Source organism: Acidovorax sp. sif0632 (assembly GCF_019218805.1).
Classification (GTDB): Bacteria; Pseudomonadota; Gammaproteobacteria; order Burkholderiales; family Burkholderiaceae_C; genus Acidovorax; species Acidovorax facilis.
The window spans coordinates 134,159-147,119 of the sequence record NZ_JAHUWW010000008.1 but is presented as its reverse complement, the minus strand read 5'-3'; the positions used below and the strand labels follow the sequence as shown (position 1 = coordinate 147,119).

Sequence of the window (12,961 nt, the reverse complement as noted above, 5' to 3'; positions counted from 1 at the left end):
GGACTGAACCATGCGTATTGCGATCTATGTAGCTGCGGCCATCGCTGCGGCGGGGGCGGGCTGCGCCTCCGCGCAGGTGGGGGATGCACTCCAGCGCCCCGCACTGAGCGTGAAGGCACCTCAGCGCGCCGTGCTGCTGGCAGCTGCCACTGCAGGGCAGCGGCTGGTGGCGGTGGGCGAGCGCGGAGTGGTCGCGCTGTCCGACGACCGGGGCGCGACCTGGCGCCAGGCGGCATGCCCGGTCAGTGTGAGCCTGACGATGGTGCGTTTTGCGGACGAGCGCCACGGTGTGGCCGTGGGCCATGGCGGCACGGTGCTGACCACGTCCGATGCCGGCGCCAGCTGGGCGCTGCGGCTGGACGGCCGCCGCCTGGCCTTGCTGGCCAAGGCGGCAGCAACAACGCCCCAGGCGCGGCAGGATGCAGAGCGCCTGGTGGCCGATGGTCCGGACAAGCCCTTCATGGATGTGGTGGTATGGGACACCCAGCGCATGCTGGCGGTGGGTGCCTATGGCTTGGCCTTCTACACCGCCGATGGCGGACAGACCTGGGCGCCCTGGATGGGCAGGCTGCCCAATCCCAAGGCCCTGCACTGGTATGTGGCGCGGCGCCAGGGCAATACCCTGCTGCTGGCGGGTGAGCAGGGGCTGCTTGCCCGCTCCAGCGACGGCGGCGCTACGTTTGAGGCCTTGCCTTCGCCCTACAAGGGCAGCTGGTTTGCGGGAGAGCTGCAGGCCAACGGGCAGGTGGTCCTGGCGGGCCTGCGGGGCAATGCCTGGCGCTCGGGCGATGCGGGCAACACCTGGTTGCAGCTGGCATCGCCCACCCAGAGCACGATCACCGCCGTGGCCGACGATGGCAAAGATGGGCTGTGGTTCGCCACCCAGGCGGGCGCAGTGCTACGCCAGCAGGGCGAGGCCCTGGTGCCCCTGAACGCGGCACCCGTACCCATGCCGTCTGCGCTGCTGCCGCAGCGCGAAGGTCCTTTGCTGGCACTGGGCGTGGCCGGTGTGGTGCCCGTGGTGGCACAGGGGGCGCAGCCATGAGCACACCCTCCTTCGACACCCGCTCGGGCTCGCTGATCGAGCGCGCGCTGTTCAACCACCGCGCCGTGGTGGTGCTGCTGTGTGCCCTGGTCACCACCCTGCTGGGTTGGCAGGCCACGCGGCTGCAGCTCAATGCCAGTTTTGAGAAGACTATTCCCACCAACCACCCATACATCCAGAACTATCTGGCCTACCAATCCGAGCTCAGTGGCCTGGGCAACGCTGTGCGTGTGGCCGTTGCACGCCCACAAGGCAACATTTATGACGCGCAGTACCTGGACACGCTGCGCCGCCTGTCTGACGAAGTCTTCCTGCTGCCGGGTGTGGACCGTGCTCGGATGAAGTCGCTGTGGACCCCCACCACACGCTGGGTGGGTGTCACCGAAGAGGGCCTGGAAGGCGGGCCGGTCATTCCCGATGGTTTTGATGGATCGTCAGCCAAGCTGCAGCAACTCGCGGCGAACGTGGCGCGCTCCGGAGAGATCGGCCAGACGGTAGCGCGCGATGCCGCATCGACCGTGATCTTTGTGCCCCTGCTGGTCAAGGATGCCCAGGGCCAGTCGCTCGACTACGCCCTGCTGTCGCGGCAGCTGGAGACGCTGCGCGGAAAGTACGAGGCCGAAGGCGTGGCTATCCACATCACCGGCTTTGCCAAGATCGTGGGCGACCTGATCGATGGCGTGCAGGCCGTGCTGGTGTTCTTTGCCATGGCGGTAGCCATCGCCACGGCCATGGTGTTCTGGTACACGCGCTGCATCCGTTCCACGCTGCTGGTGGTGCTGGCGTCGCTGGTGGCCGTGGTGTGGCAGCTGGGCCTGCTGCCTTTGCTGGGGTATGCACTCGACCCGTATTCCATCCTGGTGCCGTTTCTGGTGTTTGCCATCGGCATGAGCCATGGTGCGCAAAAGATGAACGGCATCATGCAGGACGTGGGACGAGGCGTGGACAAACTGGTGGCGGCGCGGTTCACCTTCCGGCGCCTGTTCCTGGCGGGCTTGACGGCACTGCTGGCAGACGCGGTGGGGTTTGCCGTGCTGCTGGTCATCGACATCCAGGTCATCCGCGAACTGGCGATTGCCGCGTCGATTGGCGTGGCCGTGCTGATCTTCACCAACCTGATCCTGTTGCCCATATTGTTGAGCTACACCGGCGTCAGTGCGGTGGCTGCCGAGCGCAGTCTGCGCGCCGAACAGGCCGATGCGGCGGGAGCTGCCAAACACCCGCTGTGGACCCTGCTCGACCGCTTCACCCAACGGCCCTGGGCCACGGTGGCCGTGGCCGCCGGGCTGGTCATGGGGGTGGGGGGCTTTCTTGTCAGCACGCAGCTCAAGATTGGCGACCTGGACCCGGGGGCGCCCGAGTTGCGCGCAGACAGCCGCTACAACCGCGATGTGGGATTCATGAACGCAGCCTATGGCGCGGGCAGTGACGTGCTGGCGGTGATGGTCAAGACGCCTGAGGGGCAGTGCTCCCACTTCGATGCGCTGAACAAGGTCGATGCGCTCGAATGGGAGCTGCGCCAGATCGACGGCGTCGAGAGCACCAACTCGCTCTCTCTGCTCAACCGCCGGGTGCTGTCGGGCCTTAACGAAGGCAACCCACGGTGGTACGAGTTCTTGCCCAACCAGGACATGCTCAACACCGTGACGGCCAGCGCACCCCGTGGGCTCTACAACGATGCCTGTGGGTTGTTGACGGTGTACGTCTATCTGCGCGACCACAAGGCCGACACCCTGGCGCGCGTCGTGGGCCACATCGAGGCCTTTGCCCAGCGCAACAACACGGCAGACACCCAGTTTCTGCTGGCCGCCGGGTCTGCGGGCATTGAGGCGGCCACCAACATCGTGGTCAAGGACGCGTGGCGAACCATGCTGCTCATGGTGTACGGGGCGGTGGTCGTGCTGTGTTTTGTGACCTTCCGCTCGTGGAAGGCGGTGGTGGTGGCCGTGTTGCCGCTGGTGGTCACGTCCTTCCTGGCCGAAGCGTTGATGGTGGCGTTGGGCATGGGCGTAAAGGTCGCCACGCTGCCGGTGATTGCGCTGGGCGTGGGCATCGGCGTGGACTACGCGCTCTACATCCTGTCCATCACGCTGTCGCAACTGCGCGAAGGCAAGAGCCTGTCGGAGGCGTACTACCGCGCCCTGCTGTTCACCGGCAAGGTCGTGATGCTGACGGGCGTCACGCTGGCTGTGGGCGTGATCACCTGGGTGGCGAGCCCGATCAAGTTCCAGGCCGACATGGGTTTGCTGCTGGCGTTCATGTTCCTCTGGAACATGCTGGGGGCGCTGGTGTTGTTGCCCGCGCTGGCCCACTTTTTACTCAAGCCTGCGGCGCCCGTCGCCAACGCCCGTACAACTGGGCGCGGTGTGCACGGGGTACCGCAAGGCGCTCATTGATTGACAACGAGGACGAACCATGACCACGACCCACACGATGTGCGTTGCTGCCGGCCTGTTGCTGGCATGCGTCTGCTCACAGGCCGAGCCCAGCCCCCAACCGACCGAAGTGCTTGATCGCTACATCGCCGCAGTCCACGCGGGTGACATGGCCGCCGTGCGCGCGCTCATCGCGCCGGAGGTGGAGCGATCGGACTTTTCCGGCTGCACTCCTGCCATGGACAACCCCACCTGCCTGGCGCACTACATCGACGCCACAGTGGTTCGACCGCAGGCCCGCTTGTCTGTGCTGAGCACCGAGGTGGATGGGGACCGGGTGTCTGCGCTGCTGGAGGTGCGCAGCGAGCTGTATCGCCGTGCCGGTGTGGAACGCATCGTGGGCCGCGATGTGCTCCGTGTGACCGATGGGCGGATCCAGTCCTTCCGCTTTGTCCCCGACTTTTCCGACGCGCCCACGGCCGTCTTTTTTGGCACGCTGGGCATTGGCCCGCGTGCCTCCCAAGCCCCCGCAAAGTGATCCTATGTTCAAGTACTTTCCTACCAACTACGTCTGGAACCTCTCGGTCGATCTGGCCATCGAGATGGGCGCACGCATCGGTGAAATCGAGGAGATGTGCGCTCCGCTGCAAGAGGCCGCCAAGGCGCCCGATGCCGCTGGCACGCAAGCCTTCCGTGAAACCTGGGTGCGCATGGCGGACAAGCTCTGCGGCTTGGCCGAAGAAGATGAAGCGCGCGGCTGGCTGTATTCCGCTGGCGAGAAATACCGCCGCGCCTCCAGCTATCTGATCACCGCCGAGCGCTTGCAGGCGCACAACGCGCCCGGGCGGCTTGCCGTCTATCAGCGCGAGCTGGAGTTGTTTCTCAAGGGTTCGCAGTTGCTGGGCGACCGGGTGCAACGTGTGGAGATTCCCTACGAGGGCACCCACCTGTCCGCGTTGTACTACCCGGCCCACGGCCTGCAGCCGGGCAAGCGCGCGCCTTTGTTGGTGCAACTCAATGGCCTCGACTCCACCAAGGAAATGAAGCACCTGGTCGGGTTGCCCGCATGGCTGGCCCAACGCGGCGTGTCCTCTCTGGTGGTGGACCAGCCAGGCACCGGCGAGGCGCTGCGGCTGCAGGGGTTGACGGCGCGGTACGACACCGAACACTGGGCCAGCCGCGTGGTGGACTGGCTGGAGCAGCACCCCGACGTGGACCCGAAGCGTATCGGCTGCGAGGGCGTTTCGCTGGGCGGCTACTACTGCCCGCGCGCCGTGGCCATGGAGCCGCGTTTTGCCTGCGGCGTGGCCTGGGGCGCCAACCACGACTGGCGTGATGTACAAAAGCGCCGCTTGGAGAAAGAGGGCGACTTCCCCGTGCCGCACTACTGGGCTCACGTGTGCTGGGTCTGGGGCGCCAAGGACGTGGACGACTTCATGCGCATCGCGGAAAACGTGCACCTCGATGGTGTTGTCGAGAAGATCAAAGTGCCTTTCCTGGTCACGCACGGCGAGCGCGACTCGCAGATCCCGCTCAAGTGGGCGCACCGCACCTACGAGCAGCTGGTCAACAGCCCCCAGCGCGAACTCAAGGTGTTCACCGACCGCGAGGGTGGGTCGCAGCACGCCAGCTTTGACAACAGCATCAACGCCGGCCACTACATCGCCGACTGGGTGGCCCAGACCCTGGGTGGTCATACCGCCTGAGAGCCCCGCACCTGCCCTGACAACCTCTACAACCAAGGATCAACAGATGAACATCATTGGACCCGACGCGCTCGTTTTTGGCGTGGACGACGTCGCTGCCTGCGCCCAGTACCTCACCGACTACGGACTCACTCCCGTGGGCGTCACCGCTGCTGGTGGGCGCTTTGAAGCGCTGGACGGCACGTGCGTGGAGATCCGCTCCCAGGGCGATCCTTCCCTGCCACCCGCGCTGGGCACTGCCAGCATGTTGCGCGAAACGGTCTACGGGGTCGCAGATGCGGCCACGCTCGACGCCATCGAAGCCGAGCTGGCGCGCGACCGCGCCGTGGTGCGCCAGGGCGGCGTGCTGCGCACCACCGATGACTTGGGCTTTGCCCTCGCTTTCCAGGTCACGGTGCGCAAGCCGCTGGCATTGCCTGCCGAGGCCGTGAACGCGCCCGGTGCCGTCCCGCAGCGTGGGCCCAACGCCCTGGGCCTGTCGCCCGACATGGCGGCGCGGCCCCGTTCGCTGTCGCATGTGGTGTATTTCGTGCCCGACGCGGCCAAGGCCGAGGCGTTCTATGCCCGACTGGGCTTTGTGTGCACCGATCGCTTCAAGGGTGTGGGGCCGTTCTTGCGCCCTGCGGGCACGCAAGACCACCACACCTTGTTCATGATCCAGACACCGCCGTTCATGAAGGGCTGCGAACACTTCACCTTCCACATGGGTGGCCCTACCGATGTGTTGCTGGCCGGCACCCGCTTTGTCGAGAAGGGCTACCAGAGCTTCTGGGGGCCGGGGCGCCACAAGTTTGGCAGCAACTGGTTCTGGTACTTCAACTCGCCCCTGGGCTGCCACGTGGAGTACGACGCCGACATGGACCAGCATGACGACACCTGGGCCGCGCGCGAGGTGCCGATGAGTGCCGATGCTTCGCAGCTCTTCCTCTTTCAACACCGCGAGAAGTGGGCGCCTTCAGGCCCGCCACCTGCGGGTGCACCGCACTGAGAGCCGACCATGAAGCTCTGCCAATGGAACGATCTGCCCGATGGTGAATCGCGGGGCTTTGACCCCGCAGGCCGTGGGCAGGACACGGTGCTCATCGTGCGCCAGGGCGAGCGGCTGTACGCCTATGCCGATCTGTGCCCCCACCTGGACACCCCCATGGCATGGCGCAAGGACAAGTACCTGAATGCAGCAGGTGATCGCATCGTCTGCGCGGCCCACGGCGCGCTGTTTGACATCACCAATGGGCTGTGTACCTTGGGCCCGTGCCTGGGCGACGCCTTGGTGCCCGTGCCATTGACAGTACAAGCGAACGGCGAGATCCACATCGCCCCTACCAATCACAAGGAGACAAACCCATGAGCCTTTCTCACCAACGCATTTTGATCATCGGCGGGGGCTTTTCCGGCATGGCCGCCGCCATCGAACTGCGCAAGCTGGGTGCGCAGGTGGACCTCGTAGAGATCGACCCCGGCTGGCGCAGCTACGGTGCGGGCATCAGCCTGGGGGGCGCCACGCTGCGGGCGTTTCGGCGCCTGGGCATTCTCGAAGCGTTTCTGGCGCAGGGCAACGCCTCGGACGGCGTGAACCTGCACCTGCCCCACGGCCCTCAGGTGGCCACCTTGCCCACGCCCCGCATTGCGGGGGACGATATCCCGGGCGGTGGCGCCATCATGCGCCCGGTGCTGGCCCGCATCCTGGCCGAGGCCACCCGCGCGGCGGGCGCCAACGTCCGCCTGGGCTGCACCTTCTCTGCCATTGAGCAAGAGGCCGATGGCGTACAGGTCACCTTCACCGATGGACAGCGCCAGCGCTATGACCTGGTGATCGGTGCCGATGGCCTGTACTCCAAGGTGCGTGAGACGGTGTTTGAAAACGCACCCCAGCCGCGCTACAGCGGCCAGGCCGTGTGGCGTGCCGTGCTTCCCAAGCCGCCAGAGATCGAGACCGCCACGATGTGGATGGGCCCGAAGATCAAACCCGGCGTGAACCCTGTCTCCAAGACTGAGATGTACCTCTTCGTCACCGAGCCGCGCCCGACCAACGACCATGTTGATCCGGCCACCTTTGCGGACCGTTTGCGCGCATTGCTCGACGGGTTTTCCGCACCCACGCTGCAGTCCATCCGCAGCCAGATCGGACCGGATTCACAGATTGTGTTTCGCCCGCTCGAAGGCCTGCTCATGCCACGCCCGTGGTCGCGCGGCCGGGTGGTGCTGATTGGTGACACGGTGCACGCCACCACGCCGCATCTGGCATCTGGGGCCTGTATCGGTATCGAGGACGCCTTGGTGCTGGCCGATGAACTGGCGCAGGCGGGCGATGTACCGACCGCGTTGTCAGCCTTTGAAGCCCGCCGCTGGGAGCGCTGCCGCATGGTGGTCGAAAACTCCGCCCGGCTGGGTGAGATCGAGATCGAAGGCGGCGACAAGGAGGAGCATTCGCGCATCATGCGCGAGTCCCTCATGGCGTTGTCCCAACCCATCTGAGGCGAGGTGCCCATGATTACAACCCAATCGCTGCGGGGCCGGGTGGCCCTGATGGTGGGCCATTGCGCAGGCATGGTGGATCTGGTGGCCTTGCCCGTCTGGGTGGGCACGCTGATATCGGTGTACCGGTTCGACCCGCAGCAGGCCGGCTTGCTGGCGACGCTGTTTTTGGCTGGAGCGGTGGCCGCCAGCCTGGTGTTGGCGCCGTTCTTTCAGTTGTTGCGCGGGCGCGCCGTGGCGACCTGCGGCTTTGCCGGCGCGGCCGTGGCGTTTGCCGTAGCGTCCACCACCACCCAGTTTGCGCTGTTGGCGCTGTTGCATGCCGGGGCTGGCATCGCGGCCGGCACGGCCCTGAGCGTTACCCATGGCACCATTGCCCGCAGCCTCAACCCCCACCGCATGTTCGCCCTGGTGGGCATGGCACTGGGGGTATTTGCCATCGCGTTCCTGGGGGGCACCCCCGTGCTGGTGGCCAAGCTGGGTGGACCCGCGTTGTTCCAGGTCTTTGCCGGCGTCATGGCAGTGGGCGCGGTGGTGGCGGCTCTGGCGTTTCCCGAGGCCGACAGCGTAGGCGGTGCGGTGCCTTCGCAGGCGCCGGCTGCGCCTCTGCCCGCTGCGGTCTGGTGGGGCGTGCTGGGCATCGCGGCGCTCGGGCTGGTGCAGTCCATGACCTTCAGCTTTCTGGAGCGCGTGGGTAGTGACCGGGGCTACGGACTTCAGGCCGTCACCGGCGTGCTGATTGCCCTGGGCGTCGTCAACCTCTTTCCCGCAGCGTTGGCCGCTGTGCTGGAAAAGCGCTGGGCTGCCCGCAGCGTTCTGCTGTCGGGACCTGCGCTCCAGGCCTTGCTGGTGGTGGTGATCATGAACTCGCCCGTGTTTGCGCCCTATGCCGCAGCCGCCGCCGTGTTTGCGGCCGTGATGATCTTCACGCACACCTTTGCCTTTGGCGTGCTGGCGCGGCTGGACCCCAGCGGCCGTGCCTTGGCCGCCACCCCCGCCATGCTCATGTTCGGCGCGGCCATTGGGCCCATCCTCGGCGGCACCTTGGTCAAGGCATGGGGCTATGGCAGCCTGGGGGCGGCGGCCCTCGTGATTGACGCAGTGGCCGTCTATGCATTTGCGCGCATCCACCGAGCCCCTCACAAAGCGAAGCCTTTGCCCGGGGTGGCGTGACAACGTTTGCCTTCTCTATTCCATGCCCCGCTGAACGCTCCCGTTTCGGTCGCGTTCAGCGCCAACTCCTGTGCCCGTATGACCAAACCCCAACGCCGCTTCGTGGACCTGTCCATTTACCTCGAAAACGACGTGCTCTCCGACCCGCCGCCCCTGGCGCCGAAGATCACCTACCAGAAACACGCCGATACGTTGCCCGAGTTCATGACCATGATCCCCGGCACCCAGCCCGAGGACTACCCCGACGGCGAAGCAGCGGCTGCCGAATGGGTGACGCTGACCACGCACAACGGCACCCACCTGGATGCGCCGTGGCACTTTCATTCCACGCAGGATGCAAAGAACGGCGGTGCCCGCCCCTCCATCACCATTGACGAGGTGCCGCTGGAGTGGTGCTTTCAGCCGGGCGTGAAGCTGGACTTCCGCCACCTGCCGGATGGCTATGTGGCCACTGCGGCCGATGTGGAGGCCGAGCTGGCCCGCATCGGCCACACGCTGCAGCCGCTCGACATCGTGGTGGTCAATACCCGGGCTGGGTCGCGCTACGGGCACAAGGACTACCTGGGCGCCGGTTGTGGCATGGGCTACGAAGCGACGATGTACCTGCTGGAGCGCGGTGTGCGCCTCACGGGCACCGATGCCTGGAGCTGGGATGCGCCGTTTTCGTACACCGCCCAGCGCGTGGCCGAGACGGGCAACAAGGCCCTGATCTGGGAGGGCCACAAGGCGGGCCGCGACATCGGCTACTGCCATCTTGAGAAGTTGCACAACCTGGAGGCGCTGCCGGCAACGGGGTTCACGATCAGCTGCTTCCCCCACAAGATCCGCGGTGCCTCGGCAGGCTGGACGCGCGCGGTCGCCATTTTTGAAGACTGAGGAGTCCGTTCATGGGTTTTCCATCCATCCACCGCGTGGTCACGGGCCACAACGCCGAAGGCCGTGCCGTGGTTACCAGCGCGGGGCCGCTGCCCACCGTGGTCGAGATTGCGGCCATTCCCGGTACGGTGTTCCATGAGGTCTGGAGCACATTGCAATCGCCCGCCGTCGTGGACAACGGCCCGGACCCTACGCTCGGTCCGCTGGTGCTGCCGCCCCCGCAGGGTGGCACGCGCATCCGGTTCGTGGACATTCCGCCCGATACGCCCGAGTTCCTCGCACGGGGTGCCGAGCGCATGCATGACGCCTTCAGCCAGATTGGCGATGCGGCCGCCTCCACGGTGAAAACCGACTCCCCCCACCCGCTGATGCACCGTACCGAATCGGTGGACTACGGCGTGGTGATTGAAGGCGAACTGACGCTGGTGCTGGACGAAGGCGAAGTGCCACTGCGCCCCGGCAGCGTGGTGGTGCAGCGGGGTACCAACCACGCATGGGCCAACCGTTCGGGCGCGCCGTGCCGCATGCTGTTTGTGCTGGTGGACGGGCGCTTTGATGCGTCAGTGGCCGCACCTGCCAAGGAGCAGCCATGAGCACGCGCCGTCAATGGCTGGGCGCTGCAGCGTCCGCAGCGGTGGTCCCCCGGGCGTGGGCGCAGGCCCCGTATCCCGCGCGCCCTTTGAGCTGGGTGGTACCTTACCCGGCCGGGGGCTTTGGCGACGCGATGTCGCGCCTGCTGGTGCAGAAGCTGGGAGAGCGCATGCAGCAAGCCGTGGTCGTGGAAAACAAGCCCGGCGGTGCCGCGCAACTGGCGGCGCAGTACGTCAAGCAGCAACCCGCCGATGGCCACACCTTGCTGTACGCAGACATCGGCCCGCTGGCCATGTACCCGACGCTGTATGCCAAACTGAGCTTCAGCCCCCTCAAGGACTTTGCGCCCCTGACGCGGTTGTTCAAGTCGCCACTGGTCGTGGTCGTGCCAGCGGGCAGCCCGTTCCAGTCCCTGGCCGACTTGCTGCGCGCGGCGGCTGCAGGCGATGGCCTCAACTACGGCTCATATGGGCAGGGCAGTCAGCCGCATGTGTGGACCGAACAACTGCGCATCAAGACACGCTCGCGCATGACCCATGTGCCCTACCAGGGCGCAGCGCCCGCGCTGCAGGACCTGATGGCCGGGCGCCTGGACTTCATGTGCGATGTTGTGGCTTCGAGCCTGCCGCTGGTGCGCGAAGGCAAGCTGCGCGCGCTGGTCAGCGTTGGCAGCGAGCAGCGCCTGCAAGTGCGCCTCCAGGTGCCCACCCTGACCGAGGCCGGGCATGCGGACCTCGATATTCCGGGCTGGAATGGTGTCATGGTGCGGGCTGGTACCCCGGCGTCCGTGGTCGATGTGCTTCACAAGGCGGTGGTGACCGCGCTGGAGTCTCCCGAAGTGCTGGGCCGCTACCGGCCGCTGGGCCTGGAGCCTGCACCACTCACGCCAACTGCATTCGGCGAGTTCATCCAGGGCGAATCGCAGCGGTGGGGTTTGGCCATTCGCCAAGCTGGGATCAAGGTCGAATGAGCCTCTTTGACCTGCAGGGCCGCACCGCCCTGGTCACGGGGGCCACCCAGGGCTTGGGTCTGGCGATTGCGCGCACCCTGGCCGAGCAGGGCGCCCGGGTGGTGGTCTCCGACCGCGATGCACTCGCCTGCGAACAGGTGGCTGCATCGTTGCCGAACGCCATCGGCGTTGCTGCCGATATGGCGTTGCCCTCCGCAATTGCCGCGCTGGTGGAGCGCGCCGGACCGCTGGACATCCTCGTGTGCAACGCCGGCATCCAGGGGCCAGCCGGCCCGTTGGCCGATGCCAGCGATGCCGACTGGCATCAGGTGTTTGACATCAACCTGCGGGCCGCAGCGCGGCTGTGTGCGCTGGCGCTGCCCGGCATGGCGGCGCGGGGCGGTGGCAGTGCCGTGCTCATCTCCAGCATTGCAGGCCTGCGCGGCAACCGTTCGATTGGCCTGTACGGTCTGACCAAGGCGGCCCTGGCCCAGCTGGCGCGCAACCTGGCTGTGGAGTGGGGCCCTGCGGGTGTGCGGGTCAACGCCGTGTCACCCGGCCTCATCCGCACGCCGCTGGCCGAGCAGCTCATGGCCGATGAAGCCTTCATGGTCAGGCGCATCCAGGCCACCCCGCTGCGGCGCGCAGGAGAACCCGAGGAAGTGGCCGGCGTGGTCGCCATGCTGGCCAGCCCCGCCGGGGCCTTTGTGACCGGACACAACCTGGTGGTCGATGGCGGCACCACCATCAGCGATGGGAGTTGAAACCATGCACCGCATGTTGAACCGAAGAACCCTGGTGGTGAGTGCCTTGGCGTTCCCGCCGAGCACGTGGGCGGCCACCTGGCCCACACGGCCGTTGCGCATCGTCCTGCCGTTCGCAGCCGGGGGCAGCTCTGACCTGGTGGCACGCCTGCTGGCCGACAAGCTGGGCCAAGCCCTGGGCAGCCCAGTGGTGGTGGAGTCGCGCGCAGGGGCCAACGGCATCATTGCCTCGGAGGCCGTAGCGCGAAGCACAGACGGGCACTCCCTGTTGTGGATCAGCGCAGCCCACGCCATCAACGCCAGCCTTTACCCCCGGCTGCCTTACGACAGCCAGCGCGACTTTGCCCCTGTGGCCCTGGTGGCCAGCCCCGGGCCGATGGTGATTGCGGTGCCTGCAGCCCTGCCGGTGCGCAGCTTGTCGGACCTGATCGCACTGGCCCGGCGGCAGCCCGGGCAGGTCAGCTACGCATCGGCCGGGGTCGGCAACGTGCTGCACCTGGCGGGCGAGATGCTGGCGCAGCAGGCCGGAGTGCAGCTGCTGCATGTGCCTTACAAAGGCGCTGCGCCCGCCCTCAACGACCTGGCGGCTGGGCAAGTCAATCTGATGTTCAACAGCGCCCTGGCCGTGGCCCCGATGGTCAAGGACGGGCGCGTCCGCCTGCTGGCGCAGACCGGCGCACAGCGCTCGCCTGCCTTGCCCGCCGATCTGCCCACGGTGGCCGAGACGCTGGGCCTGACGGGCTTTCAGGTGACAGGCTGGTTTGGCTTGTTGGCGCCTGCTGCCATGCCGGCCGACGTTGTGGGCCGGCTCAACGCGGAATGCGTTCGCATCCTGGCCTTGCCAGAGCTGCGCGAAAAACTGGCCTTGCTGGGCAGTGCTGATACACCCACCCAAAGCGCGCGCGAATTTGGCGCATTTCTGGCAGCAGAGACAGACCGTTATGCCCGCGTCATCCGGGCGGCGGGGCTGCGTCTTGAAACACCTTCTTCCTGATTCTTCCTGATGG

Annotated in this window: 13 protein-coding genes; all 13 read left to right on the top strand. The window is 66.6% G+C overall.

Annotated features, from left to right (window positions below):
- Positions 1 to 10 precede the first annotated feature (10 nt).
- The 13 genes from KW832_RS22140 to KW832_RS22080 all read left to right on the top strand — a co-directional run bounded on the left by KW832_RS22140 (position 11) and on the right by KW832_RS22080 (position 12,948).
- Positions 11 to 1,045, top strand: a complete 1,035-nt coding sequence (locus tag KW832_RS22140) for a hypothetical protein (protein WP_218301502.1) — start codon at positions 11 to 13, stop codon at positions 1,043 to 1,045.
- Positions 1,042 to 3,441: an RND family transporter gene (locus KW832_RS22135; RefSeq protein WP_218301503.1), complete on the top strand. Its 2,400-nt coding sequence runs from the start codon at positions 1,042 to 1,044 to the stop codon at positions 3,439 to 3,441. The genes KW832_RS22140 and KW832_RS22135 overlap by 4 nt, the downstream gene beginning before the upstream one ends.
- A 19-nt stretch (positions 3,442 to 3,460) precedes the next feature.
- Positions 3,461 to 3,958, top strand: coding sequence for a nuclear transport factor 2 family protein (locus tag KW832_RS22130; RefSeq protein WP_218301504.1), 498 nt, complete (start codon positions 3,461 to 3,463; stop codon positions 3,956 to 3,958).
- 4 nt (positions 3,959 to 3,962) lie between these two features.
- The gene (locus tag KW832_RS22125; protein WP_218301505.1) at positions 3,963 to 5,126 is read left to right on the top strand and encodes a S9 family peptidase; all 1,164 of its coding nucleotides are present in this window, start codon (positions 3,963 to 3,965) and stop codon (positions 5,124 to 5,126) included.
- A gap of 46 nt (positions 5,127 to 5,172) precedes the next feature.
- A complete protein-coding gene (locus KW832_RS22120; RefSeq protein WP_218301506.1) occupies positions 5,173 to 6,114 on the top strand; it encodes a VOC family protein in 942 nt (313 codons plus the stop codon).
- A 9-nt stretch (positions 6,115 to 6,123) separates the two neighbouring features.
- The gene (locus KW832_RS22115) at positions 6,124 to 6,474 is read left to right on the top strand and encodes a Rieske (2Fe-2S) protein (protein WP_218301507.1); all 351 of its coding nucleotides are present in this window, start codon (positions 6,124 to 6,126) and stop codon (positions 6,472 to 6,474) included.
- Positions 6,408 to 7,601 carry an FAD-dependent oxidoreductase gene (locus KW832_RS22110; RefSeq protein ID WP_370628776.1) on the top strand — a complete coding sequence of 398 codons (1,194 nt, stop codon included), beginning with the start codon at positions 6,408 to 6,410 and terminating at the stop codon, positions 7,599 to 7,601. Before KW832_RS22115 ends, KW832_RS22110 begins: the two co-directional genes overlap by 67 nt.
- Positions 7,602 to 7,613: 12 nt before the next feature.
- Positions 7,614 to 8,774, top strand: coding sequence for an MFS transporter (locus tag KW832_RS22105; protein WP_218301509.1), 1,161 nt, complete (start codon positions 7,614 to 7,616; stop codon positions 8,772 to 8,774).
- Between the two features lie 78 nt (positions 8,775 to 8,852).
- The gene (locus KW832_RS22100) at positions 8,853 to 9,650 is read left to right on the top strand and encodes a cyclase family protein (RefSeq protein WP_218301510.1); all 798 of its coding nucleotides are present in this window, start codon (positions 8,853 to 8,855) and stop codon (positions 9,648 to 9,650) included.
- A gap of 11 nt (positions 9,651 to 9,661) precedes the next feature.
- Positions 9,662 to 10,243, top strand: coding sequence for a cupin domain-containing protein (locus tag KW832_RS22095; protein WP_218301511.1), 582 nt, complete (start codon positions 9,662 to 9,664; stop codon positions 10,241 to 10,243).
- Complete coding sequence (locus tag KW832_RS22090; RefSeq protein ID WP_218301512.1) at positions 10,240 to 11,211, top strand: tripartite tricarboxylate transporter substrate binding protein; 972 nt, start codon at positions 10,240 to 10,242, stop codon at positions 11,209 to 11,211. Before KW832_RS22095 ends, KW832_RS22090 begins: the two co-directional genes overlap by 4 nt.
- Positions 11,208 to 11,954, top strand: coding sequence for an SDR family NAD(P)-dependent oxidoreductase (locus KW832_RS22085; RefSeq protein WP_218301513.1), 747 nt, complete (start codon positions 11,208 to 11,210; stop codon positions 11,952 to 11,954). The genes KW832_RS22090 and KW832_RS22085 overlap by 4 nt, the downstream gene beginning before the upstream one ends.
- Before the next feature lie 4 nt (positions 11,955 to 11,958).
- Positions 11,959 to 12,948 carry a tripartite tricarboxylate transporter substrate binding protein gene (locus tag KW832_RS22080; RefSeq protein ID WP_218301514.1) on the top strand — a complete coding sequence of 330 codons (990 nt, stop codon included), beginning with the start codon at positions 11,959 to 11,961 and terminating at the stop codon, positions 12,946 to 12,948.
- Positions 12,949 to 12,961: the final 13 nt, after the last annotated feature.

Bases quoted from the DNA above. Each gene is read 5' to 3' on its own strand.
- KW832_RS22080 (WP_218301514.1), top strand. From the start codon at position 11,959: ATGCACCGCATGTTGAACCGAAGAACCCTGGTGGTGAGTGCCTTGGCG.
- KW832_RS22135 (WP_218301503.1), top strand. From the start codon at position 1,042: ATGAGCACACCCTCCTTCGACACCCGCTCGGGCTCGCTGATCGAGCGC.
- KW832_RS22100 (WP_218301510.1), top strand. From the start codon at position 8,853: ATGACCAAACCCCAACGCCGCTTCGTGGACCTGTCCATTTACCTCGAA.
- KW832_RS22125 (WP_218301505.1), top strand. From the start codon at position 3,963: ATGTTCAAGTACTTTCCTACCAACTACGTCTGGAACCTCTCGGTCGAT.
- KW832_RS22090 (WP_218301512.1), top strand. From the start codon at position 10,240: ATGAGCACGCGCCGTCAATGGCTGGGCGCTGCAGCGTCCGCAGCGGTG.
- KW832_RS22105 (WP_218301509.1), top strand. From the start codon at position 7,614: ATGATTACAACCCAATCGCTGCGGGGCCGGGTGGCCCTGATGGTGGGC.
- KW832_RS22085 (WP_218301513.1), top strand. From the start codon at position 11,208: ATGAGCCTCTTTGACCTGCAGGGCCGCACCGCCCTGGTCACGGGGGCC.
- KW832_RS22140 (WP_218301502.1), top strand. From the start codon at position 11: ATGCGTATTGCGATCTATGTAGCTGCGGCCATCGCTGCGGCGGGGGCG.
- KW832_RS22130 (WP_218301504.1), top strand. From the start codon at position 3,461: ATGACCACGACCCACACGATGTGCGTTGCTGCCGGCCTGTTGCTGGCA.
- KW832_RS22120 (WP_218301506.1), top strand. From the start codon at position 5,173: ATGAACATCATTGGACCCGACGCGCTCGTTTTTGGCGTGGACGACGTC.
- KW832_RS22095 (WP_218301511.1), top strand. From the start codon at position 9,662: ATGGGTTTTCCATCCATCCACCGCGTGGTCACGGGCCACAACGCCGAA.
- KW832_RS22115 (WP_218301507.1), top strand. From the start codon at position 6,124: ATGAAGCTCTGCCAATGGAACGATCTGCCCGATGGTGAATCGCGGGGC.